The organism is Lacimicrobium alkaliphilum, assembly GCF_002591895.1.
GTDB classification, from domain to species: Bacteria; Pseudomonadota; Gammaproteobacteria; order Enterobacterales; family Alteromonadaceae; genus Lacimicrobium; species Lacimicrobium alkaliphilum.
Genome location: NZ_NISX01000005.1, coordinates 188,717 through 212,757, shown reverse-complemented (window position 1 = coordinate 212,757; position 24,041 = coordinate 188,717). Strand labels below are relative to the sequence as shown.

23 protein-coding genes are annotated in these 24,041 nt (G+C 50.6%); 6 read left to right on the top strand and 17 right to left on the bottom strand.

Annotation, left to right across the window (positions count from 1 at the left end; translation table 11 throughout):
* Positions 1–24: 24 nt before the first annotated feature.
* The 14 genes from CDA54_RS07025 to CDA54_RS06955 form a co-directional block, all read right to left on the bottom strand.
* Positions 25–630, bottom strand: a complete 606-nt coding sequence (locus tag CDA54_RS07025; protein ID WP_099034274.1) for a cohesin domain-containing protein — start codon at positions 628–630, stop codon at positions 25–27.
* Positions 631–682: 52 nt separating this feature from the next.
* Positions 683–2,437 (bottom strand): hypothetical protein, encoded by a 1,755-nt coding sequence (locus tag CDA54_RS07020; RefSeq protein WP_099034273.1) that lies wholly within the window; start codon positions 2,435–2,437, stop codon positions 683–685.
* A 12-nt stretch (positions 2,438–2,449) separates the two neighbouring features.
* Positions 2,450–3,589 (bottom strand): TolB family protein, encoded by a 1,140-nt coding sequence (locus tag CDA54_RS07015; protein WP_180237134.1) that lies wholly within the window; start codon positions 3,587–3,589, stop codon positions 2,450–2,452.
* Positions 3,590–3,901: 312 nt separating this feature from the next.
* Positions 3,902–4,741 carry a type II secretion system protein N gene (locus tag CDA54_RS07005; RefSeq protein WP_099034270.1) on the bottom strand — a complete coding sequence of 280 codons (840 nt, stop codon included), beginning with the start codon at positions 4,739–4,741 and terminating at the stop codon, positions 3,902–3,904.
* A gap of 109 nt (positions 4,742–4,850) precedes the next feature.
* Entirely contained in the window at positions 4,851–6,128 is a 1,278-nt protein-coding gene (locus CDA54_RS07000; protein WP_099034269.1) for an NAD(P)/FAD-dependent oxidoreductase, read from the bottom strand.
* 114 nt (positions 6,129–6,242) lie between these two features.
* Positions 6,243–6,926, bottom strand: coding sequence for a TorF family putative porin (locus CDA54_RS06995; protein ID WP_099034268.1), 684 nt, complete (start codon positions 6,924–6,926; stop codon positions 6,243–6,245).
* 166 nt (positions 6,927–7,092) lie between these two features.
* Positions 7,093–8,589 carry an aldehyde dehydrogenase gene (locus tag CDA54_RS06990; protein WP_099034267.1) on the bottom strand — a complete coding sequence of 499 codons (1,497 nt, stop codon included), beginning with the start codon at positions 8,587–8,589 and terminating at the stop codon, positions 7,093–7,095.
* 32 nt (positions 8,590–8,621) lie between these two features.
* Positions 8,622–9,164, bottom strand: a complete 543-nt coding sequence (locus CDA54_RS06985; protein ID WP_099034266.1) for a cupin domain-containing protein — start codon at positions 9,162–9,164, stop codon at positions 8,622–8,624.
* Positions 9,161–9,991 carry an ABC transporter permease subunit gene (locus CDA54_RS06980; protein ID WP_099034265.1) on the bottom strand — a complete coding sequence of 277 codons (831 nt, stop codon included), beginning with the start codon at positions 9,989–9,991 and terminating at the stop codon, positions 9,161–9,163. The genes CDA54_RS06985 and CDA54_RS06980 overlap by 4 nt, the downstream gene beginning before the upstream one ends.
* Positions 9,988–10,914: an ABC transporter permease subunit gene (locus CDA54_RS06975; protein ID WP_373286084.1), complete on the bottom strand. Its 927-nt coding sequence runs from the start codon at positions 10,912–10,914 to the stop codon at positions 9,988–9,990. Before CDA54_RS06975 ends, CDA54_RS06980 begins: the two co-directional genes overlap by 4 nt.
* 2 nt (positions 10,915–10,916) lie before the next feature.
* On the bottom strand, positions 10,917–12,035 hold the full coding sequence (locus tag CDA54_RS06970) for an ABC transporter ATP-binding protein (RefSeq protein ID WP_218962379.1): 1,119 nt from the start codon (positions 12,033–12,035) through the stop codon (positions 10,917–10,919).
* 109 nt (positions 12,036–12,144) lie between these two features.
* On the bottom strand, positions 12,145–13,239 hold the full coding sequence (locus CDA54_RS06965; protein WP_099034264.1) for an extracellular solute-binding protein: 1,095 nt from the start codon (positions 13,237–13,239) through the stop codon (positions 12,145–12,147).
* 71 nt (positions 13,240–13,310) lie between these two features.
* Entirely contained in the window at positions 13,311–14,660 is a 1,350-nt protein-coding gene (locus CDA54_RS06960) for an aminotransferase (RefSeq protein WP_099034263.1), read from the bottom strand.
* Positions 14,657–15,445 carry a gamma-glutamyl-gamma-aminobutyrate hydrolase family protein gene (locus tag CDA54_RS06955; protein ID WP_180237132.1) on the bottom strand — a complete coding sequence of 263 codons (789 nt, stop codon included), beginning with the start codon at positions 15,443–15,445 and terminating at the stop codon, positions 14,657–14,659. Before CDA54_RS06955 ends, CDA54_RS06960 begins: the two co-directional genes overlap by 4 nt.
* Before the next feature lie 216 nt (positions 15,446–15,661).
* On the opposite strand from CDA54_RS06955, the gene CDA54_RS06950 reads away from it, so the two are divergent.
* Complete coding sequence (locus CDA54_RS06950; RefSeq protein WP_099034261.1) at positions 15,662–17,023, top strand: glutamine synthetase family protein; 1,362 nt, start codon at positions 15,662–15,664, stop codon at positions 17,021–17,023.
* Positions 17,024–17,213: 190 nt separating this feature from the next.
* The gene (gene speB / locus CDA54_RS06945; protein WP_099034260.1) at positions 17,214–18,161 is read left to right on the top strand and encodes an agmatinase; all 948 of its coding nucleotides are present in this window, start codon (positions 17,214–17,216) and stop codon (positions 18,159–18,161) included.
* On the opposite strand, the gene CDA54_RS06940 is transcribed toward speB, so the two are convergent.
* Both CDA54_RS06940 and CDA54_RS06935 read right to left on the bottom strand, forming a co-directional pair.
* Complete coding sequence (locus CDA54_RS06940; protein WP_099034259.1) at positions 18,118–18,744, bottom strand: TetR/AcrR family transcriptional regulator; 627 nt, start codon at positions 18,742–18,744, stop codon at positions 18,118–18,120. The two genes, speB and CDA54_RS06940, sit on opposite strands and share 44 nt — an antisense overlap.
* 6 nt (positions 18,745–18,750) lie before the next feature.
* Complete coding sequence (locus tag CDA54_RS06935; protein WP_099034258.1) at positions 18,751–20,040, bottom strand: NAD(P)/FAD-dependent oxidoreductase; 1,290 nt, start codon at positions 20,038–20,040, stop codon at positions 18,751–18,753.
* 280 nt (positions 20,041–20,320) lie between these two features.
* Here CDA54_RS06935 and CDA54_RS06930 point away from each other — a divergent pair, with 280 nt between their 5' ends.
* The 4 genes from CDA54_RS06930 (at position 20,321) to CDA54_RS06915 (ending at position 23,073) form a co-directional block, all read left to right on the top strand.
* Positions 20,321–21,655, top strand: coding sequence for a glutamine synthetase family protein (locus CDA54_RS06930; RefSeq protein WP_099034257.1), 1,335 nt, complete (start codon positions 20,321–20,323; stop codon positions 21,653–21,655).
* 422 nt (positions 21,656–22,077) lie between these two features.
* A complete protein-coding gene (locus CDA54_RS06925; RefSeq protein ID WP_099034256.1) occupies positions 22,078–22,329 on the top strand; it encodes a type II toxin-antitoxin system Phd/YefM family antitoxin in 252 nt (83 codons plus the stop codon).
* Positions 22,319–22,603 (top strand): type II toxin-antitoxin system RelE family toxin, encoded by a 285-nt coding sequence (locus CDA54_RS06920; RefSeq protein WP_099034255.1) that lies wholly within the window; start codon positions 22,319–22,321, stop codon positions 22,601–22,603. The genes CDA54_RS06925 and CDA54_RS06920 overlap by 11 nt, the downstream gene beginning before the upstream one ends.
* 62 nt (positions 22,604–22,665) lie before the next feature.
* Positions 22,666–23,073 carry a lanthionine synthetase LanC family protein gene (locus tag CDA54_RS06915; protein WP_099034254.1) on the top strand — a complete coding sequence of 136 codons (408 nt, stop codon included), beginning with the start codon at positions 22,666–22,668 and terminating at the stop codon, positions 23,071–23,073.
* 111 nt (positions 23,074–23,184) lie between these two features.
* Here the strand turns inward: CDA54_RS06915 and CDA54_RS06910 are convergent, their stop codons facing one another.
* Positions 23,185–24,021 carry a DUF2306 domain-containing protein gene (locus CDA54_RS06910; RefSeq protein ID WP_099034253.1) on the bottom strand — a complete coding sequence of 279 codons (837 nt, stop codon included), beginning with the start codon at positions 24,019–24,021 and terminating at the stop codon, positions 23,185–23,187.
* Positions 24,022–24,041 lie beyond the last annotated feature (20 nt).

Genomic DNA, 24,041 nt, shown 5'->3' with positions numbered 1-24,041 from the left:
TTTGTTGACGAGACTGTGATTGTTTCAACGCTTCCGGAACCGTCTTAACAAAACCAGCCCACTGAGCAATAGCAAAATGGCTGTTGGTTCCGGCACTGTGACACAGCCATCCTCACCAATACAGACAAAACCATTGATGAGATTAGGAGATATCGCCGCACCGCTGGCATCGCCAAAGGTCAGGGTGGAGCCGGTGAAGGCCAATGCGGTTCCACCATTACCAATCGCATCGAAGGTTAGAGAAGCCAGTACAAACTGATTAGCTAATCCATCCTGGTTAGCCATAAGATCCGCCACGCTATCCAGTGATTCTTCAAACAGATCGATTATACCCGGTGAAGACTCAAAGGCATCACAAGTGAAAAAAGCGATGCAGCCCAAGGAGTCTACACCAAACCCAAACGTCGCACTGGTAAAGCTGAGAATCGAGTTGTCGAATGATAAATCGATATCCCAGGCACCTAAATACTCTGGATCGGCTGAACCGTCCCATAGAATGTCCACTGAGATCACATCCCCAACAGTTCCATTCGTATAGTCAGGATTTACTGAGATGATAGGGGTTGCGATCGCCATACCCGGAATTCCGAGGGCGATGGCAACGCAAAGGTTTCTGAATAACTTCTTCATGTCTTATTTCCTTTCTCTGTTACAAAGTTAATGCTTTTCATATCGTCCATCACTAACCACTGATCGCACAACGAGCGTTATCACATTGGAGGATGCAGATTCTTGCATCCAGTACATTGATAATACCGTCACTGTTCAGGTCAAAGATGGGGTCACCCGGAGGTACCGCTACATTACGGTTTGAATTAATATTGCCGATGTCGGTCAGGTTCACTTCTCCATCACTGTTGTTATCACAGCTCGGCTCGACCACATCTCCCTCGGTGCTGACCTGCAAATCTGACAAGATCGGTGAGATTCCCGCAGCATCAGGGCGAAGGGTGGTTCTGATTTGAATAAACCTTCCGGTTAGTCCAATACCCGCGGTATTATTGCTAACCGGTATATAGGCCATTAATCCAAGATCACCCTGATTGTCGGCACTACGGGCCTCTACAGTGATACTGCCCCCCGCGGGGATGAAAGCTTCAGGTTCATTATTCCAGCTAATCAGATCCCATGGCGTACCGGCACTGCCACCATCGCTAATCACTGTCCAGATACCTGTTGGATCGGTCTGGTTGCGGGCGCCAAAACCTGTGGCGTCACTATAGGTGTAAGGAGAGCGTCCGACCGGGACGGTGGAGATAAAATTGCAGTTGCTGTCGTACTGCGACACACTGTTTGAGTTAAGGTTGATGGTCCAGATTCTTCCGCCTTGTCCTACAATAGGGCCTCTACCGCCCAAGGTATTAACACTGCAGGCAGGAGTTGTATTGAGATCTCCTGCTCCATCGGTGACAAACTTGCGTAAGGTCGGTGTACCGAACCAGACCGCACCATCCCCGTCTACTGCAACGCCGGTTCCGCCGCCGGCAATACTGAGCTGAAAACTGTTGGTGGCGGGATTAAAGGCATGTAACGAGCTGCCCAGATAAACTCTGTCGTTTCCCAATCCAATGCCGTAATTACTCTGACCGGTACGGTTCTGCACCCAGGTATTGGTATTGGTATCAAGTTCTACCAGGGTAGAACCCAATGTGGCACCCCAAAGTGTGCCATCTGAGTCTACCGCGCACCCATAATTGCTGACATTGGTGGCAATGGGACCTGCCAGCAAATTACCATTCTGATCAAATTTGTAATAGGCACGATCACCGGAATAGGTACCAGCCCAAAGGTTCCCATTAGTATCGAGGCACAGAGAGCGCCCCAGATGAGCAGGACCGGCAAAGGGGGATATCCAGACTACCCGTTCATCTCTGAACTCTTCTATCTGGATAATTCCATCATTATTGTCATCAATGACCGGTAACATCTCATCAGGTGTGATCATGCAGTCATTGTTTAAATCCTGTGAGGTGTCGATCACACCGTTGCTATTTCTGTCTACCCCGCCTTCTACCGCAATTTTAATCAGCTCCGGGGCGCGATTGCCTGAAAAATTCCGGTTAGCCACATACACATTGCCTTCGGTGTCCACCGCGGTTCTTGATGGGGCAGGCCCTGAGAAGGCGCCGTGATTTGCCAGGCTGTTAGGATCACCAAATGCCGTCAGATATCTGGCCTCCTCGCAACCATCTCCGTCGGTGTTAACTCTGGACATGGTATCTTCACCGGCATTGGCAACCCAAAGTACCGGAAAGGTGTCTCCAATCATATTCAGCTGTAACTGATTGTTGTTGGGTGCGTCATGGTTAAGTGAATTAAGAGTACCAAGATCAAAATCAGCATCATTGGTATAAGTCGTTGTGGCGGCACTCACCATCCCTGCCATAAACAGGGTGGAGACTGTGCCGGTAAGCATCTTTGTCATTAGCCGTTTCATTTAAGCTTCCTCCTAGTGCAAAGCTTGCGAGGCGCTGCCTGCAAGTTGCGGTACGGTTGTCGGAAGTGCGGCTGGTTCTGGCAGGGGCTGGCTTTGATAGCCTTTAGCGGGAGCGATAGCCCAAAGTGTGTTACCGGATAAATTCAGTGCATACACATTGGAGTAACGCCCTCCCTGCCAACTTACCATCAATATTGCTGAGTCATCAGCCAGCCAGATGGCATCATCTATCTGGTACTGAGCATCAGTAAAACTGCGTTGCTGGGAACCATCTTCCTTCATAATATGAAGTTGTGTGCGCCCATGGGGCCCACGGGTGGATAAAAACAGGATTTCTCCTGTGGTATTTGACCATTGGGGTTGTGAATCGGAAGAGGGCAAATCAGTCAGTTTGCGCTCTTTATTTAACTTCAAGTCGTATTGGTAGATATTAAATTCTTTATTGCGGCGTGAATGGTAGACAAGTCGGGTGGACTCAGGTGCCCAACTGGCTTTACCGTCTTCGTGTTTGGGGTGGTTGGTAATTTGCTGGTGTTGACCGGTGTTAACATTCACTATCCAGGTATCAGCCTTGGCCTGAGTATTGAATTTAAGATAGGCAATCCACTGACCATCCGGTGCCCATTCAGGAGAGCCATAACTTGCAGTATTGTCGGTGGTGATCTGACGGATCTCAGAACCATCAGGATGCATGGTATAAAGATGGATGGTGCTGCCATTTCGGTCAGAGGAAAATATTATCTGTTTGCCGTCAGGTGACCAGTTGGCTTCACCGTCATAACCTGGATGATTGGTTAAGCGCTTTTGATCGCTGCCATCAGGCTGCATAACATAAATTTCCGCGTTACCTTCGTTTCTGCTGGAAGTAAACAACACTGCGCCGCCATCGGGAGACCAACTGGCATCATAGTCATCACGACTGGTGTGCGTTAATTGATGCAGTTCACTACCATCGAGTCTGACAGTGTAAATTTCTCTGTCACCATCCTGATTAGAAACAAACAGCAGGCGTTGTTGAGAATTTTCAGTATTCTTTGTCTGATTAACAGAAGGATTATTGTCTGAGCCACGGGCAATATCAGATGAACATCCCAACAGATGCAGCCCTGTGGCCAACAGGCCAACTTTAAGTACACAGATTACAAGTTTCACCACTTGCTCCTTCACTTATTTAAGTGAGGCAGTACAGCTCTTTTGCCTTAAATGTCTGATTAATTCGCAGTGATAGGGGGATGGCAACCGGCTTATGGGTATGGTCGGTAAGGTGGGACTGCTTAATGCCATTACATCCCGAAATCATACAGAAAGTAAGCATAATAAGAGCCAGCTTTATAAGCTATTGAATGTTAAACAGTTCCTTTGTGGCTTTGCGAGCAACATGTATCAAATTGTAAATTTAACCGACATTTTCTTAACTATCAGCTGTTTGTAGTTGAGATTCTAGGAATGAAGTATCGCTATTCGCTATAAAAAGCCTTGGGGTGGATCGACAAGCACCGTCATTACCTGTCCTTGTCGTCTTATTGAGAGTTGCAGAGGCCCGGGAGTCTGCAGCAGAGCGTCTGCCCGTTCAAGCCCTTCAGAACTGGTCATGCTGACTCCGTTTATTTCTGTGATGACATCTTCCGACATCAGACCCAGTTTCAGGAAAACATTTGAGTCGCCTTTGGGCGTCGCCAGCAGTCCGTTCGGTATTCCCTGTTCGTAAACCGGAGTAACAGCAATATACTGGCCAAAATCAGGGGCACCTGAATCTCCCTTTTCACTCGGAGGTGCATTTTCTTTGCTGGCGATTGACAGCCCGGGCCGGGAAGTACTTTTTTGCAGATAAAGCGTATGTGAGTTTTGTTGGTATTGTATGACAGCACTTTCCTTCGTTATTTGCGTTAACAGAATCTGATGATGATACACGCGGTCACCAATGGAATAGCCATTCTGATGACCCCGGTACTCGATAATGGCAATGCTGCCAAGCTTGTCACTGCTTAATACGACACCAACCAGCAGCAAGTGCCCGGTATCAAAAGGAAAGCTGGCTTGTGCTGAATCAGATGCGGGAACTTGCTTTTTATCTGGGGAACCAGGCCCGTGGCGAGTCTCAGCGGAATGACTGGTGGACATTACCCGTTTGTGTGAGGCTGGTTTTAGTTGCCGAGTATCTTCTGTCTGCAACGGTGCACTCAACCAACTGTTTATTTGGCTACCGATTATCAATATAATTATCAGAATCAGCGCCAGCCCCATCAACAGACGGAATACCGGCACCGATTTGCGCGCCCGGGATGTATTCGTGCTATCCGACATCAGGCTCCCCTGTATCTCCGGGATATAGGCTTTTAAGAGCTTAAAAGATAGTTGATATTTTGTTTAAGTCCTAATGTGGTAGTCGCGGATTTCCGTTGTTCAGATTGTGTCAAATTCCCAGCATATCCCGCAAGTTGTAGTAGCTGGCGCCCAGTGCCGTAAAAGGGATTTGCAGTGCCCGGCCGCCGAGCATGGGCAAATGGGGCAGTTTACTGAATACATCGAAACGTTCAGCCTGACCTTTTATCGCTTCGGATACGACTTTCCCTGCCAGGTGGGTACTGGTGACACCGTGGCCGCTGTATCCCTGCATATAGTAGATATTACTATCCAGACGACCAAACTCGGGCAATCTTGACATGGTCAGCAAAAAGTTTCCGGTCCAGGCAAAGTCCACCTTAACCCCTTTAAGCTGAGGAAAGGTTTTTTCCATCTTTGGCCGGATCAGACGCTCAATGTCATCGGGATCGCGGCCATCATAAACAACACCACCACCATACAGAAGGCGATGGTCGGCAGTGGTGCGATAATAATCAAGCAGGTAGTTGCAGTCTTCGACACAGTAATTGGCGGGCAGCAGCTCGCGGCAGGTGTCTTCGCCGAGTATTTCGGTGGTGATAATCTGGGTGCCGCAGGGCATGGAGCGTTTCATTAGCTCTGGTAATACATGGCTCAGATAGGCATTGGCGCCCACTACCAGAAAATCGGCGCTGACCGTGCCTTTGGCGGTATGCACTCTGACTCTGTCGCCTTTTTCTACTTTGGTAATCGGGCTTTGTTCAAACAGCGCTCCGCCAAGGGCTTTGATGGCTCTGGCTTCTCCCAATGCCAGCTTAAGGGGCTGGATATGCCCGCTTTTGCCGTCAGTGAGGCCACCGGTATAGCGATCCGATTTCACAATTTTACTCAGGGAGCTTTTGTTCAGCAGTTCCATGCTGTTATTGCCGTATTGCTGCCAGAGTTTCTGATGTTCTTCCAGGCCTTTGAGCTGTTTGTGATTCAGCGCGACAAAGGCACCACCATCAACATGGTCGCAATCAATCTGATGCTCCCGGATCAGACTACGGATAATATCGCCGCCTTCGAACATCATGGCGCCCATGGCTTTGCCCATGTCCGGGCCATATTTTCTGGCAATGGTGTCTACATCACGGCTGTAACTGTTGACTATTTGGCCACCATTACGGCCGGTGGCGCCAAAACCAATACGGTTGGCTTCCAGCAGCACGACTTTGTAGCCTGCCTTAGCCAGATGCAGCGCCGAAGAAAGCCCGGTAAAACCGCCGCCCATGATACAGACATCAGCCTGAAGATCTTCATTCAGCGTCGGGTAGGGGGTAGCTGTATCTGCATTATAGGCATAGTAACTGTTGATATAATCGCTCATGGAAACTCCGGAATGTTTTAGTACCTAAACATAAAGTAAATCTGTAGCGGTGATGTAATTTATGTTTAGGTAGCAACCCGGCATAAGGCCGGGCTGCTTGGGCAAATCGTTAGATCAGAAACTGTAGCTGACAGAAGCCGTGACGCTGGACGAGTCATCATCATCCAGGCTGTTGTGCCAGGCGCTCAAATCAAAGGAAAAATCATTGTAATCCTTAGTCAGGCTGACACGCCCCCAGTTGTAGCCATAACTATCTCCGTCTTCGTCCCAGCCCTGGCGACCGTATTCTAGCGCCAGCCCCATATCATTGCCCAGATCGTATTCTGCAATGGCGGAAACATGCAGGGCGCTGAGATCATCACCAAAGCCTTTGGCGGCAATGCTGTCATTGGTGTAATCCATATTCAGGCTGAGCGTCAGGCTGTCACTTACGGGGCGGATCAGCGCACCATGCAGTTCGAAATAGTTGTAATCGGCGTCGTCCAACAGCGCATAGTAAATCACCATCAGATCGTATTCGAAACCGTTACCCATCTCACCGTAGTAACCGGCAAACAGATCCACTTCTACATCACTGGTTTCACCGTCATCCGTTTGTGAAGCCCAGCCACCGGCATACCAGCCAGTGTCACTTTCCCAGTCGATACCACCCTGCAGGGCAGGGCTTTTATCATTTAACGTAACACCACGGAACATATAGTCTGAGGTGAGTGTAACGTAACCACTGACATCTGCCTGCGCGCCAAGGGGCATGGCGCTTAGCAAAGACACAGTAAGCAGTTTGTGTTTGAGTTTCATCTTGTTGTCCTTCCACTATTATTGTCATTTTGTGGCCTGAAGGCCGGTCTGTTAACGCTCAGCCCGGTCTACTGACAGCCGGGCCTGGCTGTTACCGGGCAAGCCGGTATCGGGCAACCGGCCGAAAGGTCAGTCGCCTGAATCAGTGATGTTTCAATTTGCCGGGTTAGTCGAGCTCGATCCAGGTGGTTTTAAGCTCGGTATATTTCTCCAGTGCATGCAGGGATTTATCCCTGCCATTCCCTGATTGTTTGAAGCCGCCAAAGGGCACCGTCATGTCGCCGTCATTGTAATTATTGATCCACACCGAACCGGCACGCAGCTGTTTCGACAACTTGTGAGCACGCGAGAGGCTGGAAGTCCACAGAGCCGCGCCAAGGCCATAATCGCTGTCATTGGCAATAGCGATGGCATCCTGTTCGTCATCGAAGGGAATCACCGACATTACCGGGCCGAAGATCTCTTCTCTGGCGATGGGCATCTTGTTATCCACAGAGGTGAAAATAGTGGGCTCCACAAAGGCACCTTTGTCGGCATCCAGTGCCGCTTTACCGCCAAGGGCCAGAGTGGCACCGCCTTGCTTACCCTTGTCGATATACTGCAACACGCTGCCCTGGTGCTGTTTATCTACCAGCGCACCCATATTGGTGTCGGGGTCGAGGGGGTCGCCGGGCCTGAAGTTCTGACTGGCCTGGCGCACTTTTTCCACAAACTCATCGTGAATACTGCGCTCAACCAGCAAACGGGTGGCGGCAACACAGACTTCGCCCTGGTTATAAAAACAGCCGCTGGCGGCGCTGCGGGCGGCTTTGTCCAGATCGGCACAATCGGCAAACACGATATTGGGGTTTTTACCTCCGGCTTCCAGCCACACCCGTTTCATATTTGACTCACCGGCGTAGATCATCAACTGGCGGGCAATACGGGTAGAGCCTGTAAAGGCCAGACAATCCACCTGCATATGCAGTGCCAGCGCCTTGCCCACTGTATGGCCATAACCCGGCACGACATTGAACACCCCATCGGGAATACCCGCTTCGCTGGCAAGCTGCGCCAGTTTTATGGCGGTCAGAGAGGATTTTTCCGATGGCTTAAGCACCACAGAGTTTCCTGCAGCCAGAGCCGGCCCAATTTTCCAGCAAGCGATCGACAGCGGGAAGTTCCAGGGGGTAATCGCCGCCACCACACCAATAGGCTCACGGGTAATAGTCGCCAGCACATTGGCCTCTGTGGGGGCAACTTCGTCATAGATCTTGTCAATGGCTTCGCCATGCCAGCGTATGGTTTCGGCGGAGCCGGGAATATCCACATTCAGGCTTTCGCTGATAGGTTTGCCCATATCCAGTGTTTCCAGGGCTGCCAGTTCACAGCGGTGTTCCAGAATCAGCTCTGCGAGCTTCAGCAGGACTTTTTTGCGGTGCCTGGGCGCCATATTCCGCCATTCTCCTGCTTTAAAACTGTTACTGGCGGCCTGTACGGCATTTTCGGCATCGATCTGTTCACATTCCGCAATCTGCGCAATTTCATCGCTGTTAGCCGGATTGATACAGGCAAAGGTTTTTCCGCTTTGAGCTGGCGTATAATGGCCGTTAATAAAGGCACGCCCCTCTATTTTTAAGCTTTTTACATACTCTTGCCATTGGTTCAGGTTATCAGGTGCCATTGCCCCTCCTGTGTTAACGTTATTGGTTGCCACTAAAAACTGGCCGGTGCTACGGCACTCACCAGTCGACATGCATTCGCCCCACGATTAATGAACTGATGGGGAAGCTGGGTATTCAGGTAATAGCTGTCACCGGCTTTAAGGTGATATTCCTGGTCGTTCTGTAGAATCGTGATTTCCCCTTCCAGCACAGTACCGGCCTCATGTCCTTCATGGGTCATCCATTCATCACCTGTGCCGCTGTGAGGCGGATAGGTTTCGATTAAAAAAGTGAGCTGTCTGTCCTGTTTGTCCGCACCCACCAGCAGATACTGCAGGCCACCACTGCCGATATCCTGTAATTCATCGGCGTGATAGACCACCTTTTCGCCCTGATTAAAATCATGAGTGAAAAAATGGCTCAGTGGCATTTCCAACCCGGTCAGAATCTTGTGCAGGTTGCTGATAGACGGGCTGACTGCGTCACGCTCGATCATCGACAAGGTGCTGTTAGGCAGATTCACCGCTTTGGCCAGCTCCCGTTGTGACATGCCTCTGACCTGTCTGAGTTTTTTTATACGTTGTCCGACTTTCATGATGCGAGCATCCTTTGCATTTCACGTTTGCGGGCTTTCTCCACCCGGCGTGCGTACCACCATGAGGCAAACACCAAAGACGTTACCAATGTGATGATAATGGTCGCCAAAGCATTAATTTCCGGGCTGACTCCTAAGCGGACTGAAGAAAACACCACCATCGGCAGGGTGGTTGAGCCCGGTCCGGAGACAAAGCTGGCGATAACCAGATCGTCCAGACTCAGGGTAAAGGCCAGCAGCCACCCTGATATCAGTGCAGGCGCAATAATCGGCAGTGTGATCTGGAAAAACACCTTGATGGGGGAGGCGCCAAGATCTCTGGCTGCTTCCTCAATGGACATATCCATCTCGCTTAAGCGGGAGCCTACCACCACGGCCACATAGGCAGTACAAAAGGTGGTATGGGCGATCCAGATAGTGGTCATGCCGCGTCCTTCCGGCCAGCCTAAAAGCTGCGCCATTGCCACAAACAGGAGTAACAGAGACAAGCCGGTAATCACTTCCGGCATAACCAGCGGTGCGGTGATCATACCCCGCAACAGGGTACTGCCCTTGAAGCCACGAAAGCGTGTTAACACGTAGGCGGCCAGCGTACCAAGAACGACGGCGCCGGAGGCGGAGAAAAATGCAATTTGCAAACTGTTCCCCACCGCATCCAGCAACTTGTCATTGCGCAGTAACTCGCCGTACCATTTTGTAGAAAAGCCCGCCCAGACGGTTACCAGCCTGGACTCATTGAACGAATAGATAATCAGTATCAGCATGGGGGCATACAAAAATACCAGGCCCAGCCAGAGCATCATTCTGCTGAAGGAAAACCTGTTCATGACTGCTCCTCCATCTGTTTATTCTGATAACGATCAAACCACATGATGGGCAGTATCAGCAGCGCCAGCATAATGATGGCTACGGCAGAGGCCACTGGCCAGTCTCTGTTGTTGAAGAACTCTTCCCATAATATTTTGCCAATCATCAGCGTTTCCGGACCGCCTAACAGCTCGGGGATGACAAATTCACCCACCGCCGGAATAAACACCAGCATACAACCGGCAATAATGCCGGCCTTGGTCAGCGGGATGATTACCTTAAACAAGGTGGTAACCGGGGAGGCACCCAGGTCTGACGAGGCCTCTACCAAAGAATGATCGAGCTTCATCATATTGGCGTACAGGGGCAAAATCATAAATGGCAGATAGGCATAAACGATGCCCACATACACAGCAAAATCTGTGTGCAACATGACAATTGGCGTATCAATGACTCCCATAGCCATCAATGCATTGTTGATATAGCCATTAGGTTTGAGGATGCCTATCCAGGCGTAGATACGGATCAGAAATGATGTCCATGAAGGCAGGATAACCAGTAACAACAGGACATTGCGGCTTGACGCCGGTGCTCTGCTGATAGCCAGCGCCATGGGGTAGCCAATCAGAAGACAGAATAGTGTTGAGACCAGTGCGATACGTATAGAACTGAGATAGGCACTGAAATACAGATCGTCGTTAAACAGCCAGACAAAGTTGCCCAGGTTAATGTTGATACTGAGCTGGTCATTAGCCAGTGTTATCAGATCCGTATAGGGCGGAATAGCGATCTGAGCTTCGGCAAAACTTATTTTCAGCACGATCACGAATGGCACCAAAAAGAACAGCAGCAGCCACAGGTAAGGAATGGCGATGACGCTGTTTCTGGGCTTTAACCAGGCCGACTGTCTGAGCTTATACCATCGCATAGTCAGTGCTTTCATATTCATTCCTCCAGCACAACACAGGCATCCGGCGTCCAGTGCAGGTAGATTTCCTGCTCCAGTTCAAAAGGGCGCTCACGCCGGTTGTCATTGGTCTGGGTAACCTGCACAAACTGGTTGTCGGGTAACAGAATATGATAAATGCTGTGTTGCCCCAGATAGGCGAGGTCATCGATGATGCCTTTACCCCAGTTATATTTCTCTTCGGGAGGGGTGGCACTCATGCGCACTTTTTCAGGCCTGATGGCGATATTGACCCGACGATTTCCCCCCGGGCCGCTGATGCCGTGATCAATATAAATAGGTGCAGCCAGATTCGGCACATCAATCACCACAAAAGCCGGCTCTTCATCGGCAATAGTGCCGTCGAACAGGTTTACTGTGCCGATAAAGTCCGCCACAAAACGGCAGTTGGGATATTCATAAATATCATGGGGCGAACCGATTTGCAGGATCTCTCCGGCTTGCATCACGGCAATACGGTCGGCCATTGTCATGGCCTCTTCCTGATCGTGGGTCACCATTACGCAGGTTACGCCCACCTGCTTGATAATATCCACCAGCTCCAGTTGCATCTCGCCGCGCAATTTTTTATCCAGCGCGCCCATTGGCTCATCGAGCAGCAATAACCGGGGTTTTTTCGCCAGACTACGGGCCAGGGCTACGCGCTGCCGCTGACCACCGGAGAGCTGATCAGGCTTGCGCTTGCGGTATTCTTCCATATGCACCAGTTTCAGCATTTCACTGACTCTGGCGTCGATATCGGCTTTTTTCATCTTGTCCTGTTTCAGCCCATAGGCAACATTAGCCTCTACGGTCATATGCGGAAACAGAGCATAGGACTGAAACATCATATTAAAAGGGCGTTTATAGGGCGGAACCTTGGCGATATCCTCACCGGCGAATAAGATACTGCCCTCAGTGGGAAGTTCGAAACCCGATAGCATACGCAACAAAGTCGATTTACCGCATCCTGAACCACCGAGCAGGGCGAAGATCTCACCCTCATAAATCTTCAGGTCCACATGCCTTACCGCCTGATGGCCATCAAAGCTTTTACTCAGATTTTTCAGCTCCATCAATACCTTACTGGTAGTGTTGGACTCATGTTTTAACGTCATTTGCTGAACCCTTTGAACAGCGGAGCACCAGAGGTGCTCCTGTTGTGTTGTCTTCAACCGGAAAACGGCGGCTGCATGGCGGCTTGCCTTGCCGTCGCCAGGTTCAGATTTATCTGCCAGATTTCACATCTGTCCAGACGCGGTTTACTACACGGGATACCCTTGCAGGCATGACCTCAAAAGTGTAAAGCTTTTCCATGACATCCTGAGGCGGATAGATAGCAGGGTTAGACGTAATCTCAGGGTCCACCAGCGACGTGGCGCTTTTATTTGCATTGGGATACCAGACATAATCACTGACACCGGCAATTACTTCTGGTTCTAGCAGGTGATTCACGAACTGATAAGCTGCATCCATGCTTTTCGCGTCAGCGGGAATAGCCAGCATATCAAACCACATTGCGGCACCTTCTTTGGGAATAACATAACCCACAGACACGCCGTTATCGGCTTCATCGGCCCTGTCGGCGGCCTGGAATACATCACCACTCCAGCCTACGGCCACACAGATATCGCCATTGGCCAGATCGTTAATGTATTGGGACGAGTGAAAGTAGCGAATATGCGGGCGAATAGATTTTAGTAACTCACCAGCCTGTTGAATCTCATCTGCATCTTTTGAGTTGGGATCCAGGCCCAGATAATGTAATGCTGCAGGCACCATCTCAGAGGCGGCATCCAGGGTGACCACGCCGCAGTCTGCCAGTTTGCTGACCACGTCAGGATCGAACACCATGTCCCAGCTGTTGACTTCATAGTCTTCACCCAGAGCCTGTTTCACCTTATCTTCGTTGAAGCCGATTCCTGTGGTGCCCCACAGGTAGGGTACGGCATACTGATTCCCGGGATCGACGACTTCCAGCTTGCTCATCAGCAGCGGATCCAGGTGTTTCCAGTTGGGCAGTTTGTCGCGCTCCAGTTTGGTAAACACGCCGGCGCGGATCTGGCGGCCCAGAAATGAAGCCGAAGGTACGACGACATCAAAGCCGGTCTGGCCGGTCAGCAGTTTGGCTTCCAGTACTTCGTTGGAGTCAAATACGTCGTAGACGACTTTATGGCCGGACTTTTGTTCAAAGTTGGCGATGGTATCTTCGGCGATATAATCGCTCCAGTTGTACACATTGATGGTATCAGCCTGAGCGTTGGCAGCTATCACCGCCGACATTGAGGCAGCTAACAGCCCTAGTTTCCTGATAGTATTCATTCCCGTTTCCTCTTGTTGCGTATCGTTGCTTATTGTTGTTTTTGGTGTTGAAAAAGCTTGCTCTGACCCGGTTAACTGAGTTTTTTCAGCGTTATATCCAGTGCCTGCCAGGCTTTTTCAGTTAAGTCTTTGACATCACTGCGGTCAAGGATAAAAGGTGGTGCAATAATCATCGTATCGCCGGTGGCACGCATCACCAGCCCTGATTGTAAAGATGCATCGCGACACAGGGCCCCGGCTTTGCCATTTTTGTCAAACCGCTTGCGACTGGATTTATCTTTCACCAGCTCCAGCGCGCCAACAAAGCCTTTGCAGCGCGCTTCGCCCACTAACGGATGTTCGCCCAGCGCCAGCCAGTAATCCTCCATCGCTTGTGACAGTTCGATGCGCACCTTGTCGATATAACCGTCAGACAGAATATCCAAAGTGGCCAGCGCTGCAGCACAGGCCACCGGATGACCGGAGTAGGTAAAGCCGTGGGCCAGATCATCGGTATGTGACAACAGGGCCTTGCTCACCCGATCTGAAATCAGCAACCCACCCAGTGGCTGAAAGCCATTGGTGACTGCCTTAGCAAAGACAATAAAATCCGGGGTGAGGCCGTAACATTCACTGGCAAACCAATGACCGGTGCGCCCGAAACCGAAGATGACTTCGTCCACCACCAGCAAAATACTGTATTGATCACAAATGCGCTGAATTTCGGGCCAGTAACTCTGTGGCGGAATAATGACCCCGCCGGCACCCTGAATTGGCTCGGCAAAAAACGCCGCCACATTGTTCTCGCCCAGTTCCTGAATTTTTTTCTCCAGCTCCTGGGCTGCCTGCAAGCCAAATTCATCGGGACTGATATCCGCATTGGCGCCATACCAGTATGGCTGGGCTATATGATGAATATTCTCAAGTGGCGTAAATTGTTTATGCATAAACGCCATGCCACCAAGGCTGGCACCGCCGATGGTACTTCCATGATAGGCATTATCCCGGGCGATAATGGCTTTACGCTGAGGCTGACCGAGGGCATCCCAGTAGCGATGAATCATACGAATGGCACTGTCATTGGCCTCTGAACCCGAGTTAGTGTAAAACACCCGGTTCATATGGGCCGGGGCCCTTTGACTTATCGCCTCGGCCAGTTCAGTGGCGCGCGGATGGGTACATTGAAAGAAGGTATTGTAGTAAGGCAGTTCCTGCAATTGCTCGGCAATAGCCTGATTGATCTTCGGCTGCGTATAGCCGAGGTTGCAACACCAAAGCCCGGACATGCCGTCGAGCAGCTTATGACCATCGGCTTCGTAGATATATGCGCCCTCGGCATGACTAATTACCCTGGTGCCTGTTTTGTTTATCTCAGCCTGGTTAGTAAAAGGGTGCAGATGGTGGGCGGCGTCTGCATGTTGCCATTGTTTCAGTTGTGTCATTGACTGCTCCTGTTCTTATACTCTGCACAGGCCTGAATAAAGCCCTGAATAACGCTGGCATTGTCAGCGTAGTTGTCAGGTTGCCACTCCGGATGCCACTGTACGGCAACCATAAAGCGGTAATTCGGGCAGGAAAATGCCTCTACCAGTCCATCAGGTGCAGTAGCCTCAACGTTCAGCTTGTTTCCTAACGTATTGATGCCCTGCATATGAATGGAATTCACCCGGATTTCAGTTCTGGGGGCGAACCAGCTGGCCAGTATGCCGTTTTCCTGTAACGCAACCGGATGAGCATAGGCATATTGCTGCTCCAGCGGCAGTGATTTGTCTTCTCTGTGATCCATCAGACCCGCTACTTCATGGATGCGATGATGCAGACTGCCGCCAAAATAGACATTCAGTTCCTGAAAGCCCCGACAAATACCAAGTAACGGTATGTCCGCTGCCAGTACCTTTTCGATCAGTTTCCAGTTGCTGGCATCGCGGTGGGGGTCACGCTGAGCGTCATCGTCATCCGGTAGATCCGACTGATAGTAGCTGGGGTGCAGATTAGAGTAGGAACCGGTGAGCATAATGCCATCCAGACCACTTAGCAGCGTGTCCTGAGCCTGTTCACTCAGCTCATTAAACAATGCCGGAATAATCACCGGTATCACCTTGTCACTCAGTGAGGTCAGCGCCCGCACATATTTGTCACCGGCCTGATGATAATTGTGTACACCCTGGCGGTGTACATCGGCGCAGATGCCAATGATCAGGATATTGTCGCTGTTCGATTCTTTCATCATTGTGAGCAATATATTGAAACGATAGGTTCAAGCTATTGGAGTTAACTGTAAATTTCAAGCAGGAATATGAGACTTTTGTGCCCTGAATAGCAACGTTTAGTTTAATAAATCCGCAACTAAGCCGCGTTTTAACGGCTGGAAGCTAAACTTCCTTTGTGGTTAGATGTGTTTCAATTTACTGAGTGTTCAAAATACTAGACGCTGGAGAACATCATGGAGTCAACTTCCTTTCTTGCTGACTTTCTTACTAATCATCCCGAAGTAGAAGTCTTCGACCTTGTGCTGTCCGATCTTAACGGTATGGCCCGGGGCAAGCGGGTTAAACGTGACGCCCTGAGGAATATTGTCAAAAAGGGTATGCATATCCCTTTTTCTGTATTGGCTCTGGATGCCTCCGGCGAAACGGTAGAAGCCTCTGAGCTGGGACTGGAAATCGGTGAGCCGGACCGTATCTGTTATCCGGATCTGAAAACGCTGGTGGTTTGTCCCTGGCAGAACCAGCCTACCGCTCAGGTGCTGTTCAGCATGTATGATGACCAGAAGCATCCGGTGATGATTGAGCCACGTAATCAGGTGCGTCAGGCTGTGGCACTGTTTACTGAGCGGGGTATGACGCCGGTGGTGGCGGTAGAGCTGGAATTTTACCTGGTGGATAAAATGCGGGACGAGAGCGGGGGGATTCAGCCTCCTATTTCGCCAAAAACCGGCAAAAGAGAAGACAGCACACAGTGTCATTCTATGACTAATCTGGATGATTTTTCCGGGTTTTTACTGGATGTGGACACATATTGCCAGCAACAGGGAGTACCCGCCGATACGGCTGTGTCGGAATACGCACCGGGCCAGTTTGAAATCAATCTGCGCCATGGCAGTGATCCGTTATTGGCCTGTGATCATGCGATGATGCTCAAGCGCATTATTCATCAGGTAGCTGAAGAACACGGTATGCAGGCCACCTTTATGGCCAAGCCTTACGATGATAGAGCCGGATCTGGTTTGCATATCCATGCCAGCCTGGTGGACGAACAGGGTAATAACCTGTTTGCCGAAGGCGAAGCTGAAGACAACAAATTGCTGTTACATTCGGTGGCGGGGCTGCTTGGCACCATGCAGGAAAGCACCGCCTTATTATGCCCCAATATCAATTCTTATCGCCGCCTGCAGCCGAATCTGTATGTGCCCATGTTTGTAAACTGGGGCATCGATAACCGTACCGTGGCGGTGCGAATTCCTGCCGGAGGCCCCGCCAGCAGGCGCATTGAGCACAGAGTGGCCGGTGCTGATGCCAACCCTTATATTGCGATGACGACGGTGCTGTATGCCATGATGGAAGGCATCGATAGAAAGCTGATGCCGCCTAAACCCCAGGAAGGGAATACCTTTGAGGTAGATAACCCCTGTTTGCCAATGCGCCTGACCGATGCGCTGACAATGTTAAGGGGCTCGAAAGTATTTAATCAGTATTTTGGTGAGGATTTTGTCAAAGTTTATGCCGCCTGTAAGGAACACGAACTGCAAAAGTTTGAGCAGACCGTGACACCCAAGGAATACGAATTCTATCTGACCACGTTATAACAGGTTATTTGAAATTTACAGCCAATGAGTTTTCATCCTGAAACGATGTGTCCAGTTCAGAAATGAGAATATTGCCCCGTGATCAAGGCGGCAGAGCGCAGTGTATAAGACATACATGAGCACTTCCAACACAGAGCACGGGGCAATAGGCCAATCCTGGACGGACACTAACTAAAGAAAAGGTTTTGCTATGACAGACGCCAACTATTCACTCTATCAGGGCACGCACAAATATGTGTTTGCCCGCCAGCAGCAGATGGATGCGCAAACCCAGGTGGTCATAGCCGGTATTCCCTTTGATCTGGCCACCTCAGGCCGACCGGGTGCACGCTTTGGCCCGGCGGCCATTCGCCAGGCTTCGGTAAACCTGGGCTGGGAGAAAAAACGTCATCCCTGGCCTTTTGCCCTGCGCGATGCGCTGAGTATCGCCGATATCGGCGACTTAGCCTTTTCTCATGGTGATGCAAAAGGCGCAATGGAAGCGGTGCACGACCATGTCAGCCAGGTAGTAAAAGGCGGTGCCATTCCTTTTATGCTCGGGGGGGATCACCTGATTACCCTGCCAGCTTTGCAGGCGGTGCATGCTAAGCATGGCCCCGTTGCCGTGGTGCATTTCGATGCTCACAGCGACGATTATTCCGGCGGCAGTGAGTTTGACCATGGAAGTGTGTTTTATCATGCCCGCAAACAGGGATTGTTGCAGGATGACAAGGTGATTCAGATCGGTATTCGTACTGAGCAGGGCAGCTCGCCGTTTAAGGTGCTGAGTGCCGATGAGCTTTGGCACAGCAAGGCAGAAGAAGTGGTGAAAAGGATCAAAAATACCGTAGGCGATGCACCGGTGTACCTGACCTTTGATATCGATTGCCTGGATCCTGTGTATGCACCAGGCACGGGTACGCCCGTTTCGGGGGGTTTAAGCGGCCCCTTTGTACTGGAATTGTTGCGTAAACTGCATGGCCTGAACTGGGTGGGCATGGACCTGGTTGAAGTCAGCCCGCCTTATGATCAGAGCCAGATCACCAGCTTACTGGCCGCCACCATGATGACAGATATGCTCTGCTTGCTGGCGTGTCAGCAAAACCCGCAATTACTCAACCCTGATGGCTGTTCAGCAAAGACCTTAGCAACAGCTTAAGTTCGGCTAAGGTGCTGTTGCCCCGCCTGGGGCTTTGATTAACTACCACCAGCAATAAAGCGTGGCTGACTTCATGGAACGAGCGGCCAATTCGCTGGCGCTCGGCTTTGGCTTTATCGATACCCAGAGCGGGCAGGCTGTTGGCCACATAGTCAATCACCAAATCATCGTGCTGCTGATCCAGTGGCATCAGCTGAGGAATAGCAAACATACCCTGAACCAGATGCAGCAGGCCGTTTTGCTGGCGATAGAGCTTAAGTATCTGCTGCACAAAGTGCTCTACAAACGTCTCAACATTAACAGGCTGATTATCCGGCGATTCCAGCGTTGTTGCCATTTCTTCAAGCCAGTGCTGACCCATGGCGTAGAGAATCGCTTCCTTGTTGGGAAAATAGTGATACAGGGTGCCGACGGAAATACCCACCTCTTCGGCAATGCGAATGGTGGTGAGGCTGTTGCTGCCGAGTTTTTCCAGTAAGCCCGCCGCCACATCGAGGATCTGCTCGCGGCGCGCTTTTGAGCGTTTCTGGATCGGTGTGCTGCGCGGCCCCAGAGGTTTGCGGCCGGTTTTTTGGTCTGTCATTGTGCCCTAACTTCCGAATTTATCTCTCAGCGAATAATACAGCATTCCCGCCACCAGTGCCGGATAGCGCAACAAGGTGCCACCAGGGAAGGTGGGAGTCGGGTAACTGGCCATGGTATTAAAGCCGTCCGGCTGACCGGTGATAGCCTGATTGATCAGCTTTCCTGCCAGGGTAGCCATTGCCACGCCATGGCCGGAGTAGCCCTGTGCTACATAAATGCGCTCATCAATACACTGAAAATGGGGCATGCGATTCATGGTAATGGCCAGGGTGCCACCCCAGCCATGTTCCAGCTCTGTATTTTCAAGCTGGGGAAAAATCTCCAGCATATAAGGGCGCACAAAGCTTTTAATATCATCCGGAAAGCGCGACGAATAGTTTTCACCGCCGCCAAACAACAAGCGGTGATCTGGCGTCATACGAAAATAGTTAATTACGAATTTAGAATCGGCCACGGCCACATTATCCCGGATTAACTCACGGGCTCGCGCTTCGCCCAGCGGCTTGGTGGTGACGATAAAATTATTAATCGGCATGATTTTACCGGCGACTCTTGGAAACAGCTTGCCCAGATAACCGTTACAACCAAGTACCAGTTTGTTGGCGGTGACTATGCCATCGGCGGTAATGATTTTTACTTTTTCCCCAGCGGACTGGATATCCAGCACTTTGCTGTTTTCACATAATCTGGCACCGGCCTGTTGTGCGGCGCGGGCTAAGCCTAAGGTAAAATTCAGCGGGTGCAGGTGGCCGGCACGCATATCCAGTTCGCCGCCATAGTAGCGTGGGCTGGCCAGCATTTGTTTTAGCTCATCCTGTTCAATATAGCGGCAATCCTGGTAGCCGTATTCCTCGTGTAGCAATTGCACATTTTCCTGCATTTCTCTGGCATGACCGGGCTTAAAAGCGGTGTGCAGAATGCCCGGTGTAAAGTCGCAGGGGATCTGGTATTTATCGATAAGCTCACGCACCAGATCCACTGAGTCCAGTGCCAGTTGCCAGAGTTTGAGGGCCTGGGTTTTACCTACTTTGGCTTTCAGAGAAGCCTGGTCAAGTCGCTGGCCGGGGCTGACCTGCCCACCGTTACGGCCTGATGCGCCGAAACCAATCTGCTGAGCTTCCAGCAACAGGCAATCGAGACCGGCTTTTGCTCCATGATAAGCGCTGGATACGCCGGTCAGGCCACCGCCAATAATACAAAGATCAACGCTTTTCTCGCCACTGAAGCCCGGGCAATGCAGCTGCTGATTGCAGGTCTGTTGATAATATTGTTGTGAGTCCGTTTGGTTTTGCATATCGGTACCCCGGCGTAGTCGCCTGATTCAATCCCGCACCCCTGAGCCCACATATTGAGCAAAATTCAGGTTAATAAGATATTGTTAAATGGTTAAATTTACTCTAGCATATCGAATAATAATTCGAAATAAGATTTTAATAGAGGTATCCGGCAACTCTTTGAAACCTTAACCGGGGTTACTCAGGTTGAGGTTATATACCCAAGTGACCTCTGAAACATAGGGTTTGAGGTCACTTGGGTATGAAGTGTTGCCATGCCGATACAACAACAGGTGAAATATGGAAGACGTAAAGAAGTGGCTGAATAACAGACGCATTGCAGAAGTGGAATGCCTGGTGCCTGATATGACGGGCAACGCCCGGGGTAAATTTATTCCGGCGAAGAAATTTATCAAGCAGGAGAGCCGCCTGCCGGAGAGTATTCTGATCCAGACCGTAACCGGTGAATATACCAATGAGCATTACGATATTGTCAGCGAAACCGACAGTGATATGTATCTGGAACCGGATCTCTCTACCGCCCGCGAGGTGCCCTGGGCCGATGAGCGCACAGCGCTGTTGATCCACGATTGCTACCTTGCAAGCGGTCAGCCTCACCCGTTATCTACCCGCAATGTGCTGAAAAAAATACTTTCTATGTATGAAACCAAGAACCTTAAATCGGTGCTGGCGCCGGAGGTGGAGTTTTATCTGGTGGCACAAAATACCGACCCCGACTACGAGCTGACCCCGCCGGTGGGGCGTTCCGGTCGCCGTGAATCGGCTCGCCAGAGTTACAGCATTGATGCGGTCAATGAATTTGAACGTATAGTCGATCAGATGTATGACTATTGCGAAAAAATGGAGTTGGGTATCGATACCCTGATCCATGAATCGGGTGCTGCACAGTTTGAAGTAAACTTTCTTCATGGTGACCCGCTGAAGCTGGCCGATGAGGTATTTCTGTTTAAACGGGTGTTGCGGGAAATCGCTTTCAGTAACGGGGTATACGCCACCTTTATGGCCAAACCCATGCGCAGTGAGCCGGGCAGCTCTATGCATATACATCAGAGCCTGGTGGATACCAAAACCGGCAAGAATGCCTTTGCCAATAAGGAAGGCAAGTACTCGCCGCTGTTTTTCAATTACATTGCCGGCTTGCAGAAATACGGCCCCAGTGCACTGTGCTTCTTTGCCCCTAATGTGAACTCTTATCGTCGTTTTGCACCGGATATCTCGGCGCCGATTAATTTCGACTGGGGCTATGACAACCGCACCACAGGTTTAAGAGTACCGCACAGTGAACCGGAAGGATTCAGAGTAGAAAACCGCCTGCCGGGCTCAGACGCTAACCCCTATCTGGCTTTTGCTGCGACGCTGGCCTGTGGTTATTTAGGCATGCAGGAAAAGCTTCAGCCCGAAGCCGCCAATGAAGGCAACGCCTATACCGGTAAAATTGAGATTTCCCGCACCCTGGAAGAGTCTCTGCGCCTGCTGGACAGTTGTGAGCCTCTTCGCGAAGTGATGGGTGAGAGCTTTTCTCAGGCCTACAGCGCAGTAAAACGTGCGGAATACGAAGCCTTTAACGAAGTGATCAGCTCCTGGGAGCGCGAATTTCTGTTGTTGGGCGTGTAGGTTTGTGTGAGGGGAGAAGGGAGAGGAGTGAGGGCCTGCCACATACCAATATCACGCTTTTCTCCTGAGCCCCTACTCCCGCTGAAAAGAGCGTCACTCCCGCGAAGGCGGGAGTCCAGAGTCTTTTTTACCACGAAACACACTAAAAACACGAACGGAACAACAGGCCAGGCTGGGATTAATATTCGCGTTTTTACTTCGCGCTGTCCTGGGTTACGCAAGCCAGCCTTGTAGAAGATTTATCTCGCTCTGAGAGCGCAGAGACGCAAAGGATTTGAATGGGCAACTGATATTCTCTCTGCGCCTTTCGCCTTTGCGAGATCAGGTAGAACAATAATGTTGTAGATGGTCACGAAATTTTAGCACTCGCACAATATATGGGCTAATATAAGACCAAAATATATGTCTTAATAAAGGTCATTATGCGTCAGGTGTTAGCTGATTTTTCTGTAAGTATCTCAGAATTAAAGAAAAATCCATCTTCCTTGCTTTCCCAGGCCAGCGGTTCGCCGATTGCGGTGCTAAACCATAACAAGCCCGCGGCATATTTGATCCCGGCAGAGACCTATGAAGCTCTGATGGACATGATTGACGATTATGAACTGGCTAAACTGGTAGAACAGCGCCGTGGTGACAAAGATCAAGCCATAGCGGTGTCGCTGGATGACCTATAAGCTGCGATTTCTCCCTGCAGCCTTGAAGGAGTGGGAGAAACTTGCTGCTCCCATAAAAAGTCAGTTTAAAAAGAAACTTGCACAGAGACTGGAAAATCCACGGGTGCCTGCGGATAAACTGAGCGGTTATGACTCAGTATACAAGATCAAGCTTCGCTCCGCGGGATACCGACTGGCCTATGAGGTCACAGATGATGAACTACTTGTTTATGTGCTGGCTGTTGGTAAGCGAAACAAAGGCCAGGTTTATTCTTCTGTGAAAAAGCGAATCTGATATGGCTAAGCTGAACTGCCAGGCTGCGTTTTGTGTTTCTCTCTACTGGATTTTCCAGACCGATGCTATTTGAATCATCCCGCCATGAAGCGCTTTGCAGCAGTGTATGGAACGAGTATGCTGTTCAGCAGGCAACTCTGTCTATTATCGATGACATCGAGACATCACTGTTGCCGGATGCTTGCTGGCCAACACATCCGCTGGATGCAGAAAAAGGCTCAAACATTTGTCACGGCACAGCCGGTAACGGCTATGCATTTTTGTATCTTTATCACCGATGGGGCAACAAAGTCTGGCTTGATAGGGCGAGAAAATTCGCCATGCATGCTATTAAACAGTATCAGAATGACCGTTTAGCCTATGGTCAGGGGCGATACACCTTGTGGACGGGTGATGCGGGTTTAGCTATTTACTTGCATCATTGTCTGTATCCGCAACAGGCGGCTATACCTGGATTGGATTTATTCTGATAGAAGAGGCGGACAGTGAGAAGTAAAGTGTGAAGGGAAGGGGGTACCCACATGATCCGGGCACCCACTCAACTGTAGGGATGAATTTATCCAGCCAGCGCTTCTCTCTATCTATGCCCCGATTTTGGGGATCCAGGAAGCGCTGCTGATGGCAAATACACCAATTGCCATCGCGGCTGATACAAGGAATATGACAGCGGCCACGGCACCCTGGTGGGGTTTATTCTTTGGCTTCTGTGCCCAGAAATACAGTTCCAGCAGCGCCAGCGGCAGCAAATATTGGGCAAAGGACACCACTTCGAGGAAGGGGCCGGAAAATGTCTTGCCGTCGATGCCGATGCCGCCGGTGGTCATAAACCAGCCATATATCATTAAGCGCAGAAACCACACCGCGCTGACCACCATAAACAGCCTTAATGCCCAGCGACGGTGTGCGGCAAAGTTGCGTTTGATGGCATAATAAAGGGCGATGGGTACAAAAAGCATTACCAACACCCCGCTGCCGGAGACGCCAATATCCTGGATCAGTGAACCGATGACCCGTTCCCGCGACCAGGTGAGGTAAAATCCAGCGATACTGACAATCACCGAAGCGATCATAAAGAACCAGCCGCTACAACGGTGCAAAAGGGGCAGCTTATTACGGATGGCTGGCACCAGCTGGATTTGGCCGGCGGCAATAATCAGACCCGCCACCAGAATATGGATGGCCAGAGCCATGTTGCCCATACTGTCTCCGGCGATAAAGCCATTTGCCAGATGGGTTCCTGCAAAGCCACCCACACCACCTTCAGCAAAACGCAGGCCGTAATAGCCCACTATGTATGCTACGAACAGCCACTGGCCGATAGCCGTGACGATAAACCAGGTCTTTGCAGAAAGGGAGAGCCAGTCGGGTTTGCGCTTCTGGCAGGCAGGCGTGTTGGCCTCAATTGTGATATCAGTCATATTGTTTCCTCAGCATTGAC